The organism is Veillonella agrestimuris (assembly GCF_943193065.1).
In the GTDB taxonomy this organism is placed as follows: domain Bacteria; phylum Bacillota; class Negativicutes; order Veillonellales; family Veillonellaceae; genus Veillonella; species Veillonella agrestimuris.
Genome location: NZ_CALPCS010000012.1, coordinates 42,931 through 66,334, shown reverse-complemented (window position 1 = coordinate 66,334; position 23,404 = coordinate 42,931). Strand labels below are relative to the sequence as shown.

The window sequence follows — 23,404 nt, the reverse complement described above, 5'->3', positions numbered from 1 at the left end:
GCTAATAGTGCTAGTACAGCGGCAAGCACAGCATTGTCTACAGCGAATAGCTCTGCAACAACAGCAAGTACAGCGTTATCTACTGCACAAAGCAATGCAACAGTGATTGGCAGTGTAAGCACAGCCACATCTACAGCACAATCGACAGCGGATGATGCATTAAATAAAGCGAATACCGCAAGTACAGCAGCATCTGCTGCACAAGATACAGCTAATAGTGCTAGTACGACGGCAAATACAGCATTGTCTACGGCAAATAGTTCTGCATCGACAGCAAGTACAGCGTTATCTACGGCGCAAAGCAATGCTACAGTGATCGGAAACGTAAGCACAGCGACATCTACAGCACAATCGACAGCGGATGATGCATTAAATAAAGCAAACAATACATCTACTGCTTTAGATAATATTAGTACGGCTGTATCTAGCGCTGTATCTAGTGCAGAGTCTAGTGCAACGAAGGCAGAGTCTAGTGCAACAGCGGCTGACTCCAGTGCTACAAAAGCCGAATCTAGTGCTACTAAGGCGGAATCTAGTGCAACAGCAGCAGAATCTAGCGCAACAGCAGCTGAATCCAGTGCTACTAAAGCTGATTCCAGTGCCACAGCAGCAGAGTCTAGCGCAACAGCTGCTGACTCCAGTGCTACAAAAGCAGAATCTAGTGCTACTAAGGCGGAGTCTAGTGCAACAGCAGCAGAGTCTAGTGCAACAGCGGCTGACTCCAGTGCTACAAAAGCAGAATCTAGTGCTACAAAAGCCGAATCTAGTGCTACTAAGGCGGAATCTAGTGCAACAGCAGCAGAGTCTAGTGCAACAGTGGCTGATTCCAGTGCTACAAAAGCCGAATCTAGTGCAACTAAGGCGGAATCTAGTGCAACAGCAGCAGAGTCTAGTGCCACAGCAGCAGAATCTAGTGCTACTAAGGCGGAATCCAGTGCCACAGCGGCAGAGGCTAGTGCAAGTAGTGCATCTACATCGGCATCTAGTGCCGCATCCAGTGCGACAGAAGCATCTACAGCTGCAAGTAGTGCATCTACGTCTGCGTCTAGTGCAGAGTCCAGTGCATCTAATGCCGCATCTAGTGCGACAGAAGCATCTACAGCTGCAAGTAGCGCGTCTACGTCTGCGTCTAGTGCAGAGTCCAGTGCATCCAATGCCGCATCCAGTGCGACAGAAGCATCTACAGCTGCAAGTAGTGCGTCTACATCAGCATCTAGTGCAGAGTCTAGTGCGTCTAACGCAGAATCAAGCGCTTCTACGGCAGAATCTAGTGCATCTAGTGCAGCGTCTAGCGCATCCAGTGCAGCATCTTCAGCTATATCGGTAAGTACTGCTATTTCTACTGCTCTTAGTACTGCAAATACACTTTCATCTACAGCACAATCATTAGAGAAAGCTGGTATAATTGGTGGTGGACCAGTAGCGGATAAAAATAATCAGATTGCATTAGGTGCAAATTCTTCTGTAACAGGTGAAAATGGTACAGCTCTTGGCGCAAATGCGATTGTAACTGGTAAGAATTCCGTTGCTCTTGGTAATGGATCGATTGCATCTGGGGATAATGAAGTATCTGTAGGTTCTGTCGGTCATGAACGTAAAATTACAAATGTAGCGCCAGGAGAAATTTCCTCAACAAGTACAGATGCTATTAATGGTAGTCAGCTGTATGAGGCGACAAGTAATGTCAATAATCGTATTGATAGAACAAATGAGCGTGTTGATAAAGTGGGCGCTATGGGAGCAGCATTGGCATCTCTCAAACCTTATTTCCGTGATGGAGAAGAAAAAGGCCAAATTATGGCTGGTGTAGGTATGTATCATGGTAGCAAAGCTTTTGCATTAGGCTATGGATATGCACCGAATAAAAATCTCTTCTTAAATGCTTCTGTAGCATTAGCACCAAGTGAACAAATGTATGGTATTGGTGCTACATGGCGTATCGGAGTAAAAGATTCTCCTGGTAGAATTAATAGTCCAGTGGTTGATGAGTTACAACAAAAAAATGAAGAATTAGAAGCTAAAGTTGAAAGACTTGAACAATTAGTTGCCCAATTGTTATCTCAACGATAAATGTAGTTTCTAAAGAGTAGTCTTTATTTTAAAAGGCACATTGTACGTTTCTATGGAGGCGTATGATGTGTCTTTTTTTGTTACAAATAAAACCTACTTAAAAAATATGAATTATTGACAAGTTTAAAACATATTGATATAGTATGAATAAATAAGTTTGTTATATGAGAAAGAGGTATAGTATGAAAAGGACTTGGATTATTATCACTTTCATCATCGTTGCTGTTATTGGCATTCTGTATATATGGGGAAATAATAAAGAGTCATCAGTAGTGGAACAGAAAACAGTTCGTATAGCTTATTTGCCCATTACCCATGCGTTACCTGTATTTGCTGTTAAGGAGTTGGAGACCTCTGACAGTCCTGTACAAGTGGAGTTAGTTAAATATGGCTCTTGGCCAGAATTGATGGATGCGTTGAATACAGGCAAGGTCGATGGTGCTACAGCTCTTGTAGAGTTGGGTGTAAAAGCAAGAGAACAAGGTATTGATGTGCGTGCAGTAGCTCTTGGGCATAAGGAAGGAAATATTATTATTACCAATAATGATATTCATAGCGCACAAGATTTGAAGGGCAAAACGTTTGCTATCCCACATAAGCAGTCAAGTCATAATATTCTTGCTCATCTTATGCTCGAAAAAGCAGGGCTTACTACTGCTGATGTGAAAATTGTGGAAATGAGTCCACCCGAAATGCCAGCAGCTCTTGCGGTGGGGCAGATTGCAGGATATACGGTGGCAGAACCATTTGGTTCCTTAGCGATTGCATTAAATCGAGGCACGGTTTTTGACGATCCTCAGGCACTATGGCATGACAATATTTGTTGTGCTCTCTTGCTTAATGGAACGTTTGTTGATACACATCCTGATTTAGCGAAGGCTTTCACAAAAGCCTATATTGATGCAGGTATCTATCTTGATGAACATCCAGAGGAGCAAGAACGAATCGCTAAACAATATATGAAATTCGATGAGCAAGTGATTAAACGTTCATTAGAAGTCATTAGCTATAAGGATTTGGCGCTCACAGAATCGCTCTATGGGGAGCTGGTTAATCATATGAAACAGCAAGGTTTGATTACTACCGCTCCTGCCTATGAAGAGTTTGTAGATACGTCGTTGTTACCATAGGAGGGGGCTATGAAACGATATACATATATACCTGGTGCATTTTTGATGGCACTCATCATTTGGGTATGTATCGCTCATTTTGGTGGGTTTAATGAGGCTTTATTTCCAACGCCTTATAAAGTATTTCTCGGCTTTGGGGAATTGTTAAGGAATGGTATCCTCGTACAAGATATTGTAGATAGTTTGTGGCGATTTTTCATAGGCTACACCGTATCTGTCGTCAGCGGTGTGTTACTGGGACTTGTACTTGGATGGTATCGAGGGATTTGGAATTATATTAATCCTATTGTTCAAGTTATACGGCCTATATCTCCAGTAGCGTGGTTACCTTTTATTGTTTTATTTTTCGGTATTGGAGAGGCACCCGCTATTGTCATTATCTTTATGGCGGCCTTTTTCCCAGTCTTATTGTCGACGGTGTCTGCCATTCAAACTATCGATCCCGTATATATTAAGGTGGCTCGCAATTTTGGTATTAAAGAACCGGCAGTGCTCTTTAAGATTATATTACCTGCCGTATTTCCTAACATTGCCTCGGGATTACATATTGCCCTCGGTACAGCTTGGATATTCCTCGTTACTGGTGAAATGGTCGGTTCTCAGACAGGATTGGGATTTCTCATTATCGACATGAGAAATAATTTGCGCAATGATTTATTGATGGTGGCTATTTTGACCATTGGGTTTGTAGGGCTATTCCTCGATTGGAGCGTGTCCATGGGAGAAAAATGGATTTATAAACGATGGGGCATAGAAAAATAGGTGCAAGAGATGCTAAGAGATGAAAAGTGATAGAGAGAACGACAACTAGCGATAGGAGGGGATGCTATGAGTTATATTTCGGTACGCCACGCTCACAAAGAATTTATCAATAACGGCGCGCCACTTACCATATTAGAAGATATTAATTTAGATATTGAACGAGGCGAATTTATTTGTTTATTAGGGCCTTCCGGGTCTGGTAAAAGTACGTTGCTCAATGCCATGGCTGGGTTTGAATTGATCTCGTCAGGCTCAATTACGATTGATGGTGAACCTGTGAAAGCGCCGCAACTTCGATATGTGACAGTCTTTCAAAATTATGGCTTATTGCCATGGCGTACGGTGGAAAGCAATATTGCATTAGGCCTTGAAAGCAAAGGTGTACCTAAATCAGAGCGGGCGGCTATTGTTGATAAATATGTAACAATGGTTGGCTTAGGCCATGCGAGACATCGGTACCCCGCAGAATTATCAGGCGGAATGCAGCAGCGTGTATCGATTGCCAGGGCTTTAGCAGTAGACCCTGATATTATTTTTATGGATGAACCTTTAGGGGCTCTCGATGCGCTGACGCGGATTCATTTGCAAGATGAAATCTCACGTATTTGTCGAGAAGAAGGGAAGACGGTTATATTTGTCACACACGATATTGAAGAGGCTGTTGTTTTAGCAGATCGTATCGTCTTATTGTCGGCCAATCCAGGACGAGTACAGACTATTATTCCTGTTAATATCATCGACCGAACCGACCGTACATCGGCATCTTTCGTCAATATACGGAATCATATTTTTGAACAATTCCAATTGGCAAGAGAAGATAAAATTGAATTCTATATTTAGGGATTACATATAGTCATATGTATTTATAGAATTGAGACAGAATATGATTAGGTATGGTTTGTAGTTTTTAACTTGTATAGTACTTATCTTTATGTGTTATATACAATCTATGTAGATTGAGGAGGTTATTATGAGCAAAGAACAAAAACATCATCACGGGCATAATCATCAACACGACCATGAGCATAGTTGCAATCATCATCATGACCATCATCACGACGGTCATAGGCACAATCACGACCATGGTAAAGCGTTACCAACAGATAAATGGATTCCGCACACGCATGCACCTGGTGAAGTGCATGAGCATGGCGTAAATGATTATATGAAAGCTGTCGCAGAGTATCGCAAAACGTGGCCAACGAAGCAAGATGTTATAGATCAAACACCAGACCCTGCTGTGCGTGAAATGATTCTACGTATGGAGCAGATTGGCTGTGATACAGTATTTGATCGTTTTGATAAACAACAACCGCAGTGTACGTTCGGCATTGCTGGTGTATGTTGCCGTATTTGCTTTATGGGACCTTGTAAAATCACTCCTAAAAGTCCTCGCGGTGTATGTGGTGCCGATGCAGATTTAATTGTAGCTCGTAATTTGACGCGTGCTGCGGCAGGTGGCTTAACACAACATGGCGCTCATGCACGAGAGGTCTTGATTTCTTTGAAAGCAGCAGCTACTGGTGAATTAGATATTCCACTTATGGGAGAAGAGAAAATCCGGACTGTATGTAAGGCCTTTGATATTCCAGAAGAAGGTCGTCCGATTCATGATGTAGCTAATGATTTGGCTGATGTATTATTAGATGATTTGATCCGTGCCCTTCCAGGGGAATATAAAACGATTTCTGCGTTAGCTCATCCAGAACGAAAAGAAGTATGGAAGAATTTAGATATTCTACCAATTTCTGCCTATAATGAAGCCTTTGATGCCTATCACCGTACTTGCGTCGGCACAGACGGGGATTGGAAAAGCAATATGAAGCAATTTTTACGTTGTGGATTGGCTTTCACATTTACTGGTGTAGTAGCTGCCAATATTGCTACTGATGCATTGTTTGGCGTAGGGCAACGCCGTACATCTAAGGTCAATATAGGGGCTCTTAAAAAAGGGTATGTCAATATTGCGGTACATGGTCATTTGCCTACATTGGTATCTCAAATTTGTACGATTGGCGCTTCTGAAGAGTATTTAGAAAAAGCGAAAGCTATAGGAGCTAAAGGTATTCAGTTCTACGGTATTTGTTGCTCTGGTTTAGCGAGTATGTATCGTTACGAGAATGTGATTCCTTTGTGTAACGCTGTAGGTGCAGAATTAGTACTTGGTACAGGTGCGCTTGATTGCTGGGTAGCGGATGTACAAGATGTATACCCGGCCATTATGGATGTAGCTCGCTGCTTTAATACAAAGGTGATTACTACATCTGATGCAGCTCGATTGCCAGGGGCAGAGCATATTGGTTATGACCATCATCATACGAACTTGAAAGAAACAGAACAATTAGCTCGCACTATTCTTGACCGTGCATTAGAGGCTCATGAAAAGCGGAAAGGCATGCCTGTATATATTCCGCCTTATGAAATATCTGCAGAAGTAGGGTTCTCCCCAGAATCAACAGTGAAGCATTATGGTTCTTTTAAACCTTTAGCAGAGGCGCTTAAATCAGGTAAAGTACGGGGGATTGTCAATATTGTAGGCTGTTCTAATCCGCGTGTAATTTATGAAAAAGCGACTGTTGATATTTGCGAAGAATTACTTAAACATGATTGTATTGTTCTCACCAATGGCTGTGCTTCTTTCCCATTGATGAAACTAGGTTACTGCAATACGGATGCTATTAAAAAATGCGGTAAAAATTTACAAGAATTCCTCGGTGACGATCAGCCGCCTGTATGGCATGTAGGGGAATGTATCGACAATGCTCGCTCTTCTGGTATTTTCGGTGGTATTGCTGGTGAGTTAGGGCTTAATTTACCACAAATGCCATTTGCTATGTCCAGTCCTGAATGGTCTAACGAAAAGGGCATTGATGCATCCTTAGGATTCCGCTTAAATGGTATTAATACATACCATTGTGTGGAACCACCTACACAAGGTTCTGATGCAGTGACAAAATTCTTAAAAGAAGATACAGAAGAACTACTTGGTTCTGTTATGTATGTTAATACTGATCCAGCTATGGTGGCGGCAAAAATTATTGAAGATATCAATAAGAAACGGGAGGCACTAGGTTGGCCGGTTTAATTAACCATGTTAATCAACATAGCCAGTTGTAAATGTAATATGGCTATATATTACTAATATAAAATGGGATTGCATAAATACATAGGCAATCCCATTTTTTTTAGCTACAATGATAGTATAAAAGAAATCATTTAGACCTTCATGTATATGAAAGCAGGCATAGTATGAAATTTTCTTGGAAGTCATTGTTATATCTCCTGTGCGTCGTTCAAGTTGGCACAGGGATTACGATTATAGGTATTGTATCATTTATACCCTTATACTTGAGTGAGTTAGGCCTACATGATCAAGGGGAAGCGGCTATGTGGGCAGGTATTATATCTGGTGTAACGCCGCTCATGGTGGCAGTCAGTGCCCCGTATTGGTCGTTGCAGGCTAATAAAAGAGGGCCTAAAAAGGTCCTTATGGCTATTTTGGCTACTCTGTCTATAGCTGTTTTCTTGTCTGGTTTAGTGGAAACACCAACGCAGCTATTTATATTACGAATACTACAGGGCTTAGTGGGCGGTTTTGTACCCATTGGATTAGCAGTGATTACACAGTTTACGCCAGAAGAAAAATTGCCATCCGCTATGGGGATGTTTCAAGCGGCGCTTGTAATGGGCCTTGTTTTTGGTCCCCTCTTAGGAGGGTTATCAGCAGATATCATGGGATATCGTATGCCATTCTTTCTTTTTTCTGCTGTATCTGCCCTATGTTTTTTAGCTATTGCTTGTCTCATGCCTAACGTAGAGTTTGAATATAAAGTGAGTAATAATGAATCTCAGTTTTCCTTGATGAAATATTTTCTTTCCATTCCTCAGGTACGTATATTAGTAGGCTTGTTATTTCTATCAAATTTCGGTATTACCGGTATCGGCCCTATTTTGCCACTTTATATTAAACATTATATGACCGTTCCCAGTGAATATGTAGCTACTATTGTAGGTATTATTATCTTTGGGGCAGGATTGTTGAGTGCGTTAGCGTCACTGTCTATTGCGAGGATAACAAAATTAGTAGGTATGGAGCGCATATTAGTAGTAACGACTTTTGCAGTAGCAGTATTTTTTGTGTTGCAATATTATATGCCTCATGTATGGGGGCTTGGCATTGCGCGTAGTTTGACAGGATTTTTTATAGGATTTATAACACCTATAGCGAATACACTAGTATCTCGATCGGTACCGGCTGAACGGAGAGGTATCGTCTTTGGTACGTTGTCGAGTCTTGTGATGATGGGGAATGTCCTTGGTCCTGTCAGTAGCGGAATTATTGCGAATTGGTTTGGATATGGAGCTGTCTTTTGGACAACTGCTGCTATATTTTTAGTTGCCGCTATTAGTGTGTGGCGGACTTTATTAAGCAATCAACATAGATAATCCATCTATTACTAGTTTTATACCGTATATAATGAGTACAGCACCACAAATGCGATTAATCCAAACGAGATGAGATATTTTTATCTTTTGTGCCAGCAAGTACATAATGGTGGCCAAAAAACCGAACCAAATAGGCGTCATAGAAAGGAAGCCAGCGAAAAAATGGTACACGTAGTCGGATGGGATGTTGGCGCGAAAGGCACCAAGCATCATAGTGGCATCGATAATAGCTTGTGGATTCCCCCAAGACACGACGAAGCCCATTGTAATGATTTTTCGTATAGGAATATTCGTGTCTACTCGCTCTAAAGAGGCTTCGGCACCAAAAATGGAATATCCCATGTAGGTAACGATACCACCGCCTATAATGAGAAAGGCGAGTTTTAACATAGGCCATGTTTCGAGGAGTGCACCTATGCCAAAAAAGGCCGCTGTACTTAATGTCATGTCGAAGAGGCCGACGATAATAATGGTCAAAATAATATGTTTGATAGGTCTCGTAAGTGCTGTATTGATGATGAAGAGATTTTGCATCCCTATAGGGGCAAATGTGGCGAGGCCAATTAATAAGCCTTGTAGAAAATACATAGATACTCCTTCTTTATAGTAAAAGCTCCCAAGTGATATATCCTTATTATATCACTTGGGAGCTTTTATATTACCATAATCCCATTACATGTTGCACACCTAGACTCATAATAGAAATGGCAATCCAACAAGCTGCACCTAAAGCGAGAGCAGAGCCACCAGATCGAATGAGTTTTACAATATTTGTATTTAGCCCGATAGCTACCATGGCCATAGTAATGAAATATTTAGAAATTGTTTTGAAATAGTCGAGAAAATGGATGTCTACTTTCATATAAGACAACGCAGTGGTAATGAGAGAGCAGATAATGAAATAGAGGACAAATTTAGGGAAAATGGCACTTACTTTTACAGCATTTGCTTCACCTGTTTCAATGGCATTTTGTTTAGCCTTGTATACTTGGTAGCTAGCGAGGGCTAAACAGATAGGAATAATTGCTAGTGTACGAGTTAGTTTGACAATTGTAGCGTATTCTAGTACTTGTGTACCCGTTCCTTTCATGCTATCCCAAGCGGCGGCAGTAGCAGTTACAGATGATGTGTCGTTAACAGCAGTGCCAGCAAAGAGACCAAATCCCATATTAGTTAGATGGAGTGCATCTCCCAAAGGAGGGAAAATGAAAGCGGCTACCACATTGAAGAAGAAGACAACAGAGATGGCTTGCGCAATATCTTGATCACTGGCTTTAATAACAGGAGCCGCTGCAGCGATAGCAGAACCGCCACAAATGGAGGAGCCTACGCCGATGAGTACGGCCGTGTTAGACTCGATGTTAGTACTTTTAAAAATGATGTATGCTATTACAAGAGAGGTTAGGATGGTTGTAATAATAACAGGCAATGAAAGCCATCCAACGTGTAGAACTTGCGTAATATTCAAGCCAAAGCCGAGCAAAATAACGGCCCATTGTAAAATCTTTTTAGATGTGAAAGCAATACCAGCTGCAGTTTTTTCTCGTTTCCAGGCTGTAAAAAAAGATCCAATAATAATACCTAGAATAATGGCAAAAATAGGACTGCCAATGAGATTGAACTGTTGGCCGAGAAACCAGCAAGGAATAGCTAGAATAAAGCAAAGTAAAACACCTGGTAATGTAGTGGCATTAATACCCATTGTAAAACCTCCTAATGATACAAACTATACATTGTTGCGGTATGATATACCAATCCTCTTTGAATCTATGTTAATAGTACCACAGTGAGGGTTTTTAAATCTAATATAAAAAAATCGATATATAGCCTGTTAGAGCCATAGTTTATCGAGAGTTATGATGCACTAGAAGTCATATATATAGTTTGTTTGATGTAAATGTCACATATGGTAATATATTAGTATAGAGTAAGGAGGTTTTAGTATGGATATATATGTAATCCTGCAAATTATTATTTTATTTGGTGCTATCTTTCTTGGTGTACGCCTAGGAGGGATGGGGATTGGTTATGCCGGTGGTCTTGGTGTAGTATTGCTGAGTCTTGGCATGGGGATGTTCCCTGGAAAGATTCCATGGGATGTAATTCTCATCATTATGTCTGCTATTGCTGCCATTTGTGCTATGCAATTAGCTGGTGGTTTGGATTATCTTGTACGTATTGCAGAAAATTTGCTTCGTAAAAATCCAAAGCACATAAACTATTTAGCACCTACTGTTACGTATTTTTTAACGATTTTAGCTGGTACAGGTCATACGGCGTTTTCAATGATTCCTGTTATTGTAGAAGTGGCAAAAAGCGAAAATATTAAGCCTTCTGTGCCATTGTCGATTGCTGTTGTAGCTAGCCAAATTGGTATTACTGCGAGCCCTGTATCTGCTGCGGTAGTAGCGATGAGCGGATTTTTAGAGCCTTTTGGGGTGAGTTATCCAGCACTATTAGCTATCTGTATTTCTACAACTTTTATAGCTGTTATGGTAACGGCTTTCATTATGTCTAATTTTAGTAATAATGATTTAGATTCTGATCCTGTATATCGTGAACGATTAGCAGCTGGGCACGTGTCTGTAGCTCGCGAAAAAGACTCTGATTTCCAATTGAAACCATATGCAAAAACATCGGTATGGATTTTCTTTATTGGCGTTCTTGCCATCGTATTCTATGCAACGGCGATTTCTAAAAATATCGGCCTTATTTCACCAGTTATTTTCGGTCGAAACGATGCTATCATTGGATTTATGATGATTATTGCGACAGCTATTACTTATTTCTGCAAAATCGATACAGCTGATTTGGTAAATACAAGTACTTTTAAATCTGGCTTATCTGCCTGCGTCTGTGTATTAGGTGTAGCGTGGTTAGGTGATACCTTCGTAAGAGGTCACATTCCGGAAATCAAAGCGGTGGCAGCTGATTTGGTTAGTGCTTATCCTTTCTTGTTAGCAGTAGCATTCTTCTTTGCTAGTACATTGTTATATAGTCAAGCAGCTACTACGCAGGCCTTGGTACCAGCAGTAATCTTGGCTCTTGGTATTACGCCAGAGAATACGGAGAATGTATATATTATTATTGCATCCTTTGCGGCTGTATCTGCCCTATTTGTATTACCAACATATCCAACATTGCTTGGTGCAGTACAAATGGATGATACAGGAACGACGCGGATTGGTAAATTTGTTTTCAATCATCCGTTCTTTATTCCTGGTGTATTGACTATTGCTATTGCGGTAGCATTGGGATTTGTAGTGGCACCTCTTATAATTTAATAGTTATAGGGATAGGTTTAATACCTATCCCTATTTTTATAGTTTATATGAATCTATATATTATGCTTGCCCTTAAAGTATGCTTTAAGGTTATAATCGTTATATTGATTATCACTATAATTTTATGTTAACCTTGACTGTAATAATTTAATAAGAATACAATATTATCTTCATTATATTCCATTTGTTCAGACCAGCGTCTAATTTGTTCTGGTAAATTGCCTCTTAGGGCCGTGCATAGTAGGATAAAATGAGTTGCCTCCTTGGCGTATTGGAGAAGTACAGGTAGAGAATAATCGGCTAACATATCGAGTTGGCGATAGAGGATATATTGATAGATGCGCTGTAGTGCAAGTTCGTTTGCGGTAACAGTTTTTACGAGCCGTTGTGATAGATCATTTTTAGCAGTTAACTCTGTTTCTACTAGTTGAAGTTCATCTGTCCATGCTGCATCGACTGGATCTGTTAGGGCGTAAGTATTGAGTATGATTTTATAATAAAAGGTATCAAAAGTAGGCATGTAACGCAGTAGAGCTGGATTGATTGGTAACCCTAAGAGGTGAAAGATACTTTCTAAAGACAGTGTGTTTCGGTCGCTATCGAGTAGTATAGTATCAGATTCGTTGTCGATTGCTATATTGTCATCTTCAATAGTAAATGTTATATCTTTGTTGTCATTATTTAATAAACCTTCTACAGCAGCCTCACAAGATAGGCCTACACCGCAGAGTTCTAAATCTTCGATATATTTATAGAACCGCGGATGGTTAGTGCATACGTCAGAGAGGGCGTCTTCGCCTAGTTCTAGTATGATCTGGCAGAGGCCATTCGGGGTGAGAAGTGGACAGCGTGGTTTATCCTCCGGGAATACGAAGGAATAACCGTTTTCGTCGGCAGTCATTGTATGGCGTAGTTTTTCTCCTAGAGGGGTAGTTAATGTATTGTAAAAATTAGCCGTATCGTCGTCGATAGGCACATCCCATTTTTGGCAACACGTATATTGGCAGTTATGGGCTTTACATTGGAAGGTATGGTAAAAGGTTGGGTAAATTGATATCATAAGCTTTCAGTAGGGACTTTCATAAATAGAGTGATAAGGATGTTCAACAGATTAGTAGAAAACCTGTTATAAACATATAGTTACTAGCGATATTTACAAACAAGATTAGTTGTAAGGGATTTGTAATAATTTAGTTATTCTTTTGTAATAAGAGTATAGTATAGTTTGGGTAGAGTCAATGGACAGCAATCATGAATATATGAATATGAATGTGTCAAATTGAACGATTTAGTGTATAATAAACACATAGAAAAAGTTAAATGTATTTAATCCATAAAGGAGAAAGACATGAAATCTTTAGTATTAAAAGGCAGCATTTTATTAGCATTAGCAACGTTTGCAGTGAACGTTCCTGTAGTAGAAGCGGAAAAACCAATTCCTGTACAACCAACTGTAGCTGTAGTAGATGAAAATCATGCTGCTATCGTAGGTGCTAACGCTGTGTTGAATGCATTCCTTCAAAATCGTCCAAATGCAACAATTACTGAAATCTCTTTCGATAGTGACAATGGCATGTTGAAATATGAAGTAGATGGTTTTGATGGTACTGGTAAATATGATTTGAAATATTATCCAGCTACAAACCAAGTAGTAGAAGAACGCGATGGTGAATATAAATCTTCCTTAGGTCGTCGTGCTATCGATCCAAGTGCTATTTTGCCACCAGCAGCAGTTGTGAACTATGCTTTTGCTCAAACAAAAGGTGAAGCGACAAGCCTTGACGATTGGTCTGTAAAAAAAGAAGGCAATAAAATTGTTTATGAAGTAAGCTTCGGCACAGCAACGCAAGGTGAAATCGATGTTAAAATCGATGCTGCTACAGGTGAATTATTATCTGTCAAAAAAGATAAAAAATAGTTTTGTTCATAGAACTTAATCCTATAAGCCCTTATATACACAACACACACATAATAAAAATATAAATATATAATAAGCTTTTATATGTAGCTTTATACGATAAAACCCCGCCTTTCGGCGGGGTTTTTGTATTATATGGTTTATGCTGTCATAAGACTATAGGAAGGACTAAATATATTGTCGCGGAATGCGCTCAGAAAATCCCGTAAAGATTTCATAGGGGATGGTCGACGCAAGGGCGGCAATTTCTAATGCAGAAATGCTTTCATGCCCTTGTGAACCTAACAGTACTACTTTATCACCGGGATTAACGGTAATGGTAGATGGTACAGCCACCATGAATTGATCCATACAGATGCGTCCTACTACAGGACAACGGGTACCGTGAATGAGGACGGAGCCGCGGTTAGATAAACTGCGAGGATACCCATCGGCATAGCCTACAGGAATCGTAGCGATGGCCATAGGCTCAGGTGTTACATAGGTAGCGCCATAGCCGATACCTTCGCCAGCTGGCAAGTGTTGGACATGTACGACTTCACTATGGAAGGATAGTACTGGCTTTAATCCAAGGCGATTCGGTACATCGAGAGAGGGCATAATGCCATATTGAATAATACCAGGACGAGCATCGGTAAATAAGCTATCTTTTACTGCTAACAGCCCTGCGCTATTGGCGAGGGAGAAACGATAATCTGCGTCTGGTCTAAATTGACGAATGGCATCTACCATTGTGTGGAATCGCTCTGCTTGCCCATGGGCATGGGTTTGATCCGCAGCGTCAGCATTGCTCATATGAGAGAAGAAACCGTCAATTTCGAGGTGATCAAAGCTTTCCACATATTTGATAAACTCAATGGCGTTCTCTGGCTGAATACCGATGCGGTGCATACCTGTATCGACAGCGACGGTAACGCGGATAATCATATCATGATTGCTAGCTGTTCGGTTAAGGGCTTCTAAATCGGTAGATTCGCAAACTGCTGGAATGGAATTTGTATCTGCAATGAGTTCAAACGATTGTGGTCGTGTTAAGCCCAATAAATAGATAGGCACCATAATTCCAGCATCGCGCAGAGGTACCGCTTCTTCGGGGATGGCTACCGCTAAGGATTCATAACCTTCTTCGATGGCGATACGGCCCATCATAACACTACCGTGACCGTAACCGTTGGCTTTTACCACTGATGTAGATGTGCTCCATTCAGGCAGGCTATCTTTAATTTTTCGTAAATTCTCGCGAACAAGCGAGGTGTCTATCGTTAAATAGGCTGGTCTCATACTAATTATCACTCCTAAAATACATACTATTATTGTATACCTTTTTCAGAAATTCTCAATACTTTTGTTAATTGGCTATGAAATACTATGCATTCTTTTGATGAAAACATAGTATAATATTTATGAAAGTATCATACTGAAAGCTCGCATAGTTTCAGTCGCTTTAGATAGAATGAGAATTGGGCATAGATAGGAGGCTTTTATGAACGAACGAGTAGTAGTGGTGAACGCAAAGAAAATGAATTATGACGGATTGCTAGATTTTTCTGTGCTCTCTAATGATGTAGTTGTTTACGATGATAGCACAAATGACGAGTTCATTGAACGCATTCAAGGTGCTCGAGTGGTGGTGACAAAGGAATTGCCAGTAGGGGCTGATTTAATTAATCAATTTCCAGATTCTGTAGAGCTTATCGTGGAAGCGGGTACAGGATATAACAATATTGACCTTGATGCGGCACGTACTAAAGGTATTACGGTGTGTAATATTCCAGCGTACAGTACCCAACGTGTAGCCCATACGGTGATTATGATGCTCATGAATTTTGCGTCTACTATGCACCGTCAAATCGCTATGCTTGCTACAGGTGACCGTAGCAACTTTACGGAGTATTTGCAAGTGCCTCATGTAGAAATTAATGGCAAAACACTCGGTATTATTGGTGCCGGTCGTATCGGAATGGAAGTAGTGAAGGTGGCTCAAGCATTAGGCATGAATATTTTAATCTATACTCGTACGCCGAAAGAAGATAGCGATGGCATTCGCTATGTCAGCCTTGATGAATTATTAACGAACAGTGATTATATTTCCTTACACTGTCCATTAAATGAAAGCACTAAACACATTATTAACAAAGATACTATTGCTAAGATGAAACCTAATGCAGTTATTCTTAACACAGGCCGTGGTGGACTCATTAATGAAAAAGATCTATGTGATGCGCTAGCAGCCCATATCATTGGTGGCGCAGGCCTAGACGTACAAGAGGTAGAACCGCCAGCGGCAGATAGTCCGTTATATACATTGGACAATGTGATCATTACCCCTCATATGGGATGGAAAGGGTTAGAAACACGGCAGCGATTGGTAGGCATTGTGAAAGATAATGTGGAAAACTTCTTTAAGGGGACGCCGATAAATGTAGTGTCCTAGGAGATGTTAGGGGAGATAGGATTTTATTGAGGGGATATTATTATGAAAATATTAAGTTTTTTTAAACTATTTTGTATTAGCTCTATGCTTATTATTGCTATACTACTTACAGGAGGTGGGACTGACTATAAAGAAGAAAAAGCGTCAGAAGGTTATTTTAAACAATTAACTATGGATAGTGCTGGTACTTTTTACGTTAAGCAACGAGTTAATGAAAGAGATTCTAAAAACGCTGGTCTGGTTTATCATATTGAAATGGATGAGCAAGATAAGTCGAGGATAAAACAAATTACTGCTTATAATAATGGGCATAAAGTAGATACTTTATTAGAAGATAGATATCTTGGTACGCATGGAAAGTTTCACCAAATTCGTATTAGTTATGAAAATGATACTATGAAATATGATTCCTTTGATTCTGCAGGAAGAGCTATTCCTGGATTTTTGGGGGCTGATTCTATACGGTTACAGTTAGATGATAATAAAAAGGTAACGGATATTTTTTCCTATAGTTTGGGAATGCTCAGAGATTATGATGTTCCACATCATAGAATTTCGTATGATGATAAAGGACGAGTTAGTACAGTAACTCCTATGGATATAGAAAGGACTTTTAAAGTTGTATTAGCGGATTTACCTGCTAGTGTAAAATACGAGTATGACGAAAAAAATCCTAATCGTGCTGTAGCTATCACTTCTTTAAATCAAGATGGGACAGTTAAAATAAAACATACATTAATATATGATGAGAAAGGTCGTGTAGTTCGAGTTGAAAATTATTTAGGAGAAAGTCAGTCTTATGATAAGATAGAATCTTTGCCGTTAGAACTAGAATTTATTCAAGGCCCATTAAGTTTTATTAGAAATTTTCAAGGATTACCATTTTACTTTATTACTCCTGTAGTTGAATATGTATATAATGATAGTGGGTTGACTGCTGTTAGATTTAAACATTCAGATGGCAGTCCTAACGGTATAGGGTCTTATCGTGGAGTAAGAGGTCATAGTATTCCGGAGAGAACAGGGATTGCTGAAATTGCTGTTGTGAGAGATAAGAATGGTAATATACTAGAAATTCATACTAAAGGGGTAGATGGTAAACCGATTGAATTAAATACAAAAGGTGCTACTGTGATTAAATTGAATTATAGTGGAGAGGGCTATATTGACTCTATAGAATGGCTTAAAGATGGACAACCTGTGACTACGGATCTATTTGATGCTCAAGGTGATGATGTTGCTAAGGTATCTTTTATGTGGGAAGATGAAGACCGGCCGTCAAGCTGGGCGTTTTTTGGCCTTGATGGTAAACCTGTGAATACTATAGGTATGAAAGGATTGAGTGGTAATCAAGTTTATCATAAACTTGTTCACTCTAAAAACGAAAATGGACAAGTTATTACTATATATTATGATGCTGAAGGGAAGGAAATAAAAAGACTATAACCCAGTTGAACTATAGTAATAGGGCACATATATAAGTTATAAAAATAGAAAAGAGCAATATACAAGGAAAGACTTAGTATATTGCTCTTTTTTGTTTAACCGAACTTTCATGAATGGATTCATGCAAATTTAATGTATAATCTCACAGTCAATTCATTTTATCATATTAAATTATATATCAGTAGATTGAATCATATCTACTGATTGTTTTTTTATTAGGCAAATTTAATTAAAGGAGGTAATGAACATGAAAAGATATAATAACTTATCTAGAATATTATGTTCTCTTAGTGTAAGTACTGTCCTACTTGCAGGGGTTGCTAGTGCAGCTAGCGTGCAACCTACGAACAATATGCCTATGAATGCTACACAATCGAAACAAACTGTTGCAGAAGCACAGCCAAGTGCGACTCAGTCGCAACCAAAGGTAGTGCGATCAACACAAGGTAGTGCACAATCGCAACAAGTCGATTATGTAGGTGCCGTATCTATTTTGCATCACTATTATCCAGATGCTAAAGTAACGTCCATTGCTTATGATGCTACGAATAAGCCGATGTACGAAGTAGAGGCTTTCACAAATAAAGAAGCAGTGGAGGTGAAAGTTGATGCAGCGTCAGGTCAAGTTCTTGCAAAAGATGCTCAAGCCATAGATACGTCAAAACAAGCAGATGTTAGCAGCATCGATATGCAAAAAGTAATTTCTCCACAACAAGCTGCAGCGAAAGCCGCTGAGCAAGTAGGCAGTGATTTTAAAGTGGTAGAATGGGAATTAACGACAGAAGATGGAACTGCTATATATGAATTTGATTTAGTAGATCCTGTTAATCAACAAGTAGATATTATTGTTGACGCTACATCAGGCCAAGTAGTAGGGTCTAATGTAGATAAACAATAATTTGTAGAACGATTCATTAGGATACTCTACCTCACATATTCATATAATTAATACATTATATACAACTCCTTTCATACAAACACAAAACAACACACAAACACACAAAACATATAGAATACTCTCTCAACACACACAACAAACAACACACAACAAGAAAAGGGAAGAAATCGTAAGATTTCTTCCCTTTTCTTGCTAGGTAATGAGTTTTTACTTTTTAAGGTAGTATTTGTTATACTATTTACAGGCAAAGAGTTGAATTTCGCATGAATCACAAAGCCCCTAAGGAATGCTACTCCTTAGGGGCTTTTAACGTTATAATGCTAACGCTAGAGCATGGGCTAGTTGCTTAGTAGGATGGCAATAATCACGTCTAACCACCTGCAAATATAGTTGGCCGCTATTCTTATTTATCCTTCTTGAGGCCAAACACTCCATTGATGCTGCCGATAGGCTTTCATACCTGCTAATACAGTTTTAGAAGCGGCTACGGCGAGTTCTTTCGGTGCTGCTTGGGTGCCTTCAAGACGATAAGGAATATTGAGTTCTTTGTATTTGTTGACGCCCATCACATGGTATGGCAAACAGTCGAGAGCTTTTATATTAGGCATGGCACCTAAGAAGAAGCCTAGCCGGTAGTGCCGATCTTTATTGTCTGTCAAACCAGGTACAATGACGTGGCGAATCCATACGTCTGTATTTGTTGCTGTAGTAAGCTTAGCGAACGCTTTCACAGGATCGATAGATTGTTTCGTAATGTCCTTATGGTGTGTCGGGTCAATGTCTTTGATATCGAGCATAGCGAGGTCTGTTACGGCCAGGAGGGCCTCGAATTTACTGCGCTGCACCGGCGTGTAAGTAATACCGCTCGTATCGAGACAAGTATGAATGCCACGCTCTTTGAAATAGGTGAATAATGCAAGGACGAAGTCGATTTGCACGAGTGGTTCGCCGCCTGTTACGGTAATACCCCCATTCGTATAGAAACTTCGGTTGCGTTCGAATTGTTCCCAAATTTCGTCGATGGTCATCATCGTTGAGTCGCCTACATTGTCCCATGTATCAGGATTGTGGCAATAGGCACAGCGCATAGGACAGCCTTGGAGGAATACGACGAATCGCATGCCTGGACCGTCTACAGTGCCCATCGTTTCGATGGAGTGAACGCGTCCTTTCATATACTCACCTGCTTTCATAGAGCTACTTAGCAATCACAGATTCATTACACTTGATTGTGGAATGTACGAGAAATAACTTCGTCTTGTTGTTGTTTTGTTAATTTGTTGAAATGTACAGCGTAGCCAGATACGCGCACTGTTAATTGAGGGTACAATTCAGGATGTTTTTGTGCCTCTAACAATGTTTCGCGAGTGAACACGTTAACATTTAAATGGTGACCGCCTTTTTGGGAATAACCATCTAACAATTCCACTAAATTATCGATTTGTTGTTCTTTGTTCATAAGAATAACTCCTTTCGAGATAGGGTGCGCCGGTGAAAGCGTTGATCCCTGTAAATATTAATTATGAAAGTAGATTACTTTTCATCTATTGTAACATTTGGTTCGCTGCAAGCGAAGTTCGTATTGCCATTTGGAAGTTGAGACGGATCCAAATCGAAATCAAAATCGCTCATAGATACAAATGCTTCACCAGTTTTTCCGAGCGCATCAGGAACGATGGAGAATGTATTAGAAATACCATCAGAGCTGTCGCGCCAAGGCATTTTAGCTACAGATGCTAAGGAAGCAATAGCGCCGTGGCTATCACGACCGTGCATAGGGTTCGCACCAGGAGCGAAAGCTTCGCCCGCTTTACGGCCGTCTGGTGTAGAACCAGTAGCAGTACCATATACAACATTAGAAGTAATTGTTAATAAACTCATAGTTGGTACAGAATGACGGTATGTAGGGTGTTTACGGATTTTGTTCATGAAAGTACTTACTACTTTCGCTGCTAATTCGTCAACTCGATCGTCATCGTTACCATATTTAGGGAAGTCCCCGTCGATTTCAAACTCTACAGCGACGCCATTTTCGTCGCGTACAGGTTTTACTTTTGCAAATTTAATAGCCGATAAGGAGTCAGCTACTACAGAAAGTCCGGCAATACCAGTGGCGAACCAACGAGTGACTTTGCGGTCATGCAATGCCATTTCTAATTTTTCGTAAGCGTATTTATCATGCATGTAGTGAATGATATTCAAGGAATTTACATATACGCCAGCAAGCCATTCCATCATATCATCGAAACGTTCCCATACTTCGTCGAAGTCGAGGTATTCAGACGTAATCGGACGGTAGCGAGGACCTACTTGTTTTTTAGATTTTTCGTCTACGCCGCCATTGATTGCGTATAATAGACATTTTGCCAAGTTGGAACGAGCGCCGAAGAATTGCATTTCTTTACCGATTCGCATAGGAGATACACAACATGCGATAGCGTAGTCGTCACCAGAGTTTGGTCTCATCAAATCGTCGTTTTCATATTGAATGGAAGACGTTTCGATGGATAGTTTCGCACAGAAACGGCGGAAGCCAATTGGCATGCGAGGAGACCACAATACGGTTAAGTTTGGTTCTGGCGCAGGGCCTAAGTTAGTTAATGTATGTAAATAGCGGAATGCCATTTTGGATACCAATGTACGGCCGTCTGTACCCATACCACCGATGGATTCAGTAGTCCACACTGGGTCACCAGTGAACAAGTTGTTGTATTCGTGGATACGAGCAAAGCGTACCATACGCAATTTCATAATGAAGTGGTCAACGAATTCTTGGATTTGTTCTTCTGTGTACGTGCCGTTTTTCAAATCCCGTTCAGCGTAGATGTCTAAAAATGTGGTATTACGACCGATGGACATGGCCGCACCGTTTTGCTCTTTAATGGCCCCAAGGTAACCGAAGTACAACCATTGAATCGCTTCTTTTACGTCTTTTGCTGGTTCGGAAATATCGTAACCATAAGAAGCAGCCATTTCTTTTAATTCTTGTAGGGAGCGAATTTGATCTTTAATTTCTTCACGGTCGCGAATCACTTCTTCTAGCATGTCGCCCATAGTGATATCAAATTCTTTTAATTTTTCTTCAATTAAGTGGTCTACACCGTACAATGCTACACGGCGATAGTCACCGATGATACGGCCACGGCTGTACGCATCTGGCAAGCCAGTGATGATGTGCGCAGAACGAGCTGCGCGCATTTCTGGCGTGTATACGTCGAATACACCGTCATTGTGCGTTTTACGATGCTTTTTGAAGAAATCTTCTGTTTGGGCATCGAATTCAAAGCCGTATTCTTCAACAGCAGATTTAGCTGTACGAAGACCGCCGTACGGGAACATGGCGCGTTTTAATGGTTTATCTGTTTGTAAACCGACAATCGTTTCTAAGTCCTTATCAATATATCCAGGAGCATGCGCAGTAATGTGTGTTGCCACAGATGTATCTGCATCTAACATACCACCTTTAGCGCGTTCTTCTTCGTATAATTTAAGAACTTGTTGCCATAAGTTAGTAGTCCGTTCCGTAGGGCCTACTAAGAAAGAATCATCTCCTTCGTAAGGTACATAATTTCGTTGGATAAAGTCTCGTACATCGATGGCTTTATCCCACACACCTGTGTTAAAACCGTTCCATGCTGTATGTTTCATCTTACACCTCCATAATGGATATACACTATAGATATTGTTTATCTATAGCTTATAGATTTCCTATGTCTATAGTGTACACAATATATTGTGATTTCACAATAGGCATACTGATATACATTTTCAATATTAAAGATGAGAAAAAGGTAAGAAGTGATCTGTCTAGATACTATCTAGGTTTACCGATTGTCTTTTAAAAACTGTAGCTGTGGCGACAGATAAAAATAATGAAAAGGGCTATACTGAAAGAATCGTTTAGTATGTGACGTAACATTTATTGATAATAAATATCGTTTTAGTGCATTATAGATACACAATAATGTGTCATAATTCTCGGATTATGAATGATTATAGTATCTTATTATGGCAATCCGTGGTACCATGAAGTACATACACAGTATATTATAAGTATTTCTTTTATTATGTGATATATGTAACAGGAGTGGGAATCATGTCGAATCGCACAAAAATGATCATTGGTGCCTTAGGGACGATTGCCGTATGGGCGACGGCATTTCCTTTTAGTAAAATTGCGTTACAATATATTGACGTTACCTCGGTATCGACGGCGCGCGTTATAATAGGAGCTATATTTATGCTCATTATGGGCATGGTGAAAGGCTTGCACATTCCTACATCGTGGCGGGAGTGGGGAATTTACCTATTGCTTGGCTTGACAGGTAATGTGCTGTATCAGCTAGCCTTTAATGCAGGGCTGCGCACCATACCAGCGGCTACGTCGAGCATCATTATGGCCTTAACGCCTATGACGACTGCTTTGATGGCCTTAGTAGTGTATAAAGACCACATGCGTCCTATAGGGTGGCTCTTTACGGTCACTGCTTTCATAGGTGTAGCCATTATTGTTTTGTGGAATGGGTCCTTATCGTTACCTACAGGTGCACTGTGGACGATGTTGGGGATGACCATATTCTCTATATACAATATTATTAATAGAGGATTTGCTATGAAAGGGCACGATGCCATCACCATTGCCACCTGGTCAATGTTTGTAGGGGCTATTATGATGCTACCCTTTGCTAACCATGCTATTGAAAGCATCGCTGCTGCGCCGCCTGTTACGTGGGGCGCCATTGCCTACTTGTCTATCCTGTCCAGTGCATTAGGCTTCGTATTTTGGAGTTACGCCTTAGAGCATGCAGAACAGGTGTCGGACGTGACCAATTTTATGTACTTGTCACCAGTGGTAGCAGCTATCATGGCGGCCTTGATAATCGGGGAGATACCAGATTTAGGTCTTTATATTGGGGCGCCTATTATACTAGGATCGCTGTATATGTTTAGTCGGTGTAGATGATTATAGAAAAGGTAGCAATACAATGCGTAAGATAGTTGAACTCTAAATTTGGA

The 23,404-nt window shown here is 40.3% G+C and carries 20 protein-coding genes; 12 read left to right on the top strand and 8 right to left on the bottom strand.

The features are described from left to right. A partial coding sequence (locus NFR29_RS06800) for a hypothetical protein (RefSeq protein WP_251424818.1) occupies positions 1–332 on the bottom strand: 332 nt, incomplete at its 3' end. On the opposite strand from NFR29_RS06800, the gene NFR29_RS06795 reads away from it, so the two are divergent. The 6 genes from NFR29_RS06795 (at position 313) to NFR29_RS06770 (ending at position 8,408) form a co-directional block, all read left to right on the top strand. Further along, positions 313–2,070 carry a YadA-like family protein gene (locus NFR29_RS06795; protein WP_251424816.1) on the top strand — a complete coding sequence of 586 codons (1,758 nt, stop codon included), beginning with the start codon at positions 313–315 and terminating at the stop codon, positions 2,068–2,070. The two genes, NFR29_RS06800 and NFR29_RS06795, sit on opposite strands and share 20 nt — an antisense overlap. A 182-nt stretch (positions 2,071–2,252) precedes the next feature. Continuing rightward, positions 2,253–3,200 (top strand): ABC transporter substrate-binding protein, encoded by a 948-nt coding sequence (locus NFR29_RS06790; RefSeq protein WP_251424814.1) that lies wholly within the window; start codon positions 2,253–2,255, stop codon positions 3,198–3,200. 9 nt (positions 3,201–3,209) lie between these two features. Next, on the top strand, positions 3,210–3,962 hold the full coding sequence (locus NFR29_RS06785; protein ID WP_251424812.1) for an ABC transporter permease: 753 nt from the start codon (positions 3,210–3,212) through the stop codon (positions 3,960–3,962). Between the two features lie 66 nt (positions 3,963–4,028). After that, on the top strand, positions 4,029–4,802 hold the full coding sequence (locus NFR29_RS06780; protein WP_251424810.1) for an ABC transporter ATP-binding protein: 774 nt from the start codon (positions 4,029–4,031) through the stop codon (positions 4,800–4,802). Between the two features lie 130 nt (positions 4,803–4,932). Next, positions 4,933–7,047, top strand: coding sequence for an anaerobic carbon-monoxide dehydrogenase catalytic subunit (cooS, locus tag NFR29_RS06775; RefSeq protein WP_251424808.1), 2,115 nt, complete (start codon positions 4,933–4,935; stop codon positions 7,045–7,047). A 164-nt stretch (positions 7,048–7,211) separates the two neighbouring features. Then, positions 7,212–8,408: an MFS transporter gene (locus NFR29_RS06770; protein WP_251424806.1), complete on the top strand. Its 1,197-nt coding sequence runs from the start codon at positions 7,212–7,214 to the stop codon at positions 8,406–8,408. Here NFR29_RS06770 and NFR29_RS06765 read toward each other — a convergent pair. Together NFR29_RS06765 and NFR29_RS06760 are read right to left on the bottom strand one after the other, a co-directional pair. Further along, a complete protein-coding gene (locus NFR29_RS06765) occupies positions 8,388–8,996 on the bottom strand; it encodes a LysE/ArgO family amino acid transporter (RefSeq protein WP_251424803.1) in 609 nt (202 codons plus the stop codon). The two genes, NFR29_RS06770 and NFR29_RS06765, sit on opposite strands and share 21 nt — an antisense overlap. A gap of 70 nt (positions 8,997–9,066) precedes the next feature. Continuing rightward, a complete protein-coding gene (locus tag NFR29_RS06760) occupies positions 9,067–10,110 on the bottom strand; it encodes a YeiH family protein (RefSeq protein ID WP_251424801.1) in 1,044 nt (347 codons plus the stop codon). Between the two features lie 241 nt (positions 10,111–10,351). Here NFR29_RS06760 and NFR29_RS06755 point away from each other — a divergent pair, with 241 nt between their 5' ends. After that, the gene (locus NFR29_RS06755) at positions 10,352–11,692 is read left to right on the top strand and encodes an anaerobic C4-dicarboxylate transporter (protein WP_251424799.1); all 1,341 of its coding nucleotides are present in this window, start codon (positions 10,352–10,354) and stop codon (positions 11,690–11,692) included. Positions 11,693–11,819: 127 nt separating this feature from the next. Here NFR29_RS06755 and fliB read toward each other — a convergent pair whose 3' ends face one another. Further along, positions 11,820–12,752, bottom strand: a complete 933-nt coding sequence (gene fliB / locus NFR29_RS06750) for a flagellin lysine-N-methylase (RefSeq protein ID WP_251424797.1) — start codon at positions 12,750–12,752, stop codon at positions 11,820–11,822. 288 nt (positions 12,753–13,040) lie between these two features. Between fliB and NFR29_RS06745 the strand changes: the two genes are divergently transcribed. Continuing rightward, entirely contained in the window at positions 13,041–13,610 is a 570-nt protein-coding gene (locus NFR29_RS06745) for a PepSY domain-containing protein (RefSeq protein WP_251424795.1), read from the top strand. 168 nt (positions 13,611–13,778) lie between these two features. On the opposite strand, the gene alr is transcribed toward NFR29_RS06745, so the two are convergent. Further along, on the bottom strand, positions 13,779–14,891 hold the full coding sequence (gene alr / locus NFR29_RS06740) for an alanine racemase (RefSeq protein WP_251424793.1): 1,113 nt from the start codon (positions 14,889–14,891) through the stop codon (positions 13,779–13,781). A 202-nt stretch (positions 14,892–15,093) separates the two neighbouring features. Here alr and NFR29_RS06735 point away from each other — a divergent pair, with 202 nt between their 5' ends. The 3 genes from NFR29_RS06735 to NFR29_RS06725 all read left to right on the top strand — a co-directional run bounded on the left by NFR29_RS06735 (position 15,094) and on the right by NFR29_RS06725 (position 18,388). Next, on the top strand, positions 15,094–16,044 hold the full coding sequence (locus NFR29_RS06735) for an NAD(P)-dependent oxidoreductase (protein ID WP_251424791.1): 951 nt from the start codon (positions 15,094–15,096) through the stop codon (positions 16,042–16,044). A 42-nt stretch (positions 16,045–16,086) separates the two neighbouring features. Next, on the top strand, positions 16,087–17,490 hold the full coding sequence (locus tag NFR29_RS06730; RefSeq protein WP_251424789.1) for a hypothetical protein: 1,404 nt from the start codon (positions 16,087–16,089) through the stop codon (positions 17,488–17,490). A 247-nt stretch (positions 17,491–17,737) separates the two neighbouring features. Beyond that, complete coding sequence (locus NFR29_RS06725; protein ID WP_251424788.1) at positions 17,738–18,388, top strand: PepSY domain-containing protein; 651 nt, start codon at positions 17,738–17,740, stop codon at positions 18,386–18,388. A gap of 407 nt (positions 18,389–18,795) precedes the next feature. On the opposite strand, the gene pflA is transcribed toward NFR29_RS06725, so the two are convergent. The 3 genes from pflA to pflB all read right to left on the bottom strand — a co-directional run bounded on the left by pflA (position 18,796) and on the right by pflB (position 22,036). Next, positions 18,796–19,563 (bottom strand): pyruvate formate-lyase-activating protein, encoded by a 768-nt coding sequence (pflA, locus tag NFR29_RS06720; protein WP_251424786.1) that lies wholly within the window; start codon positions 19,561–19,563, stop codon positions 18,796–18,798. A 44-nt stretch (positions 19,564–19,607) separates the two neighbouring features. Then, positions 19,608–19,847 (bottom strand): autonomous glycyl radical cofactor GrcA3, encoded by a 240-nt coding sequence (gene grcA3 / locus NFR29_RS06715; protein WP_251424785.1) that lies wholly within the window; start codon positions 19,845–19,847, stop codon positions 19,608–19,610. 74 nt (positions 19,848–19,921) lie between these two features. After that, entirely contained in the window at positions 19,922–22,036 is a 2,115-nt protein-coding gene (gene pflB, locus NFR29_RS06710; RefSeq protein WP_251424784.1) for a formate C-acetyltransferase, read from the bottom strand. 448 nt (positions 22,037–22,484) lie between these two features. Between pflB and NFR29_RS06705 the strand changes: the two genes are divergently transcribed. After that, positions 22,485–23,351 (top strand): DMT family transporter, encoded by an 867-nt coding sequence (locus NFR29_RS06705; RefSeq protein WP_251424782.1) that lies wholly within the window; start codon positions 22,485–22,487, stop codon positions 23,349–23,351. The last annotated feature ends 53 nt before the right edge of the window (positions 23,352–23,404 follow it).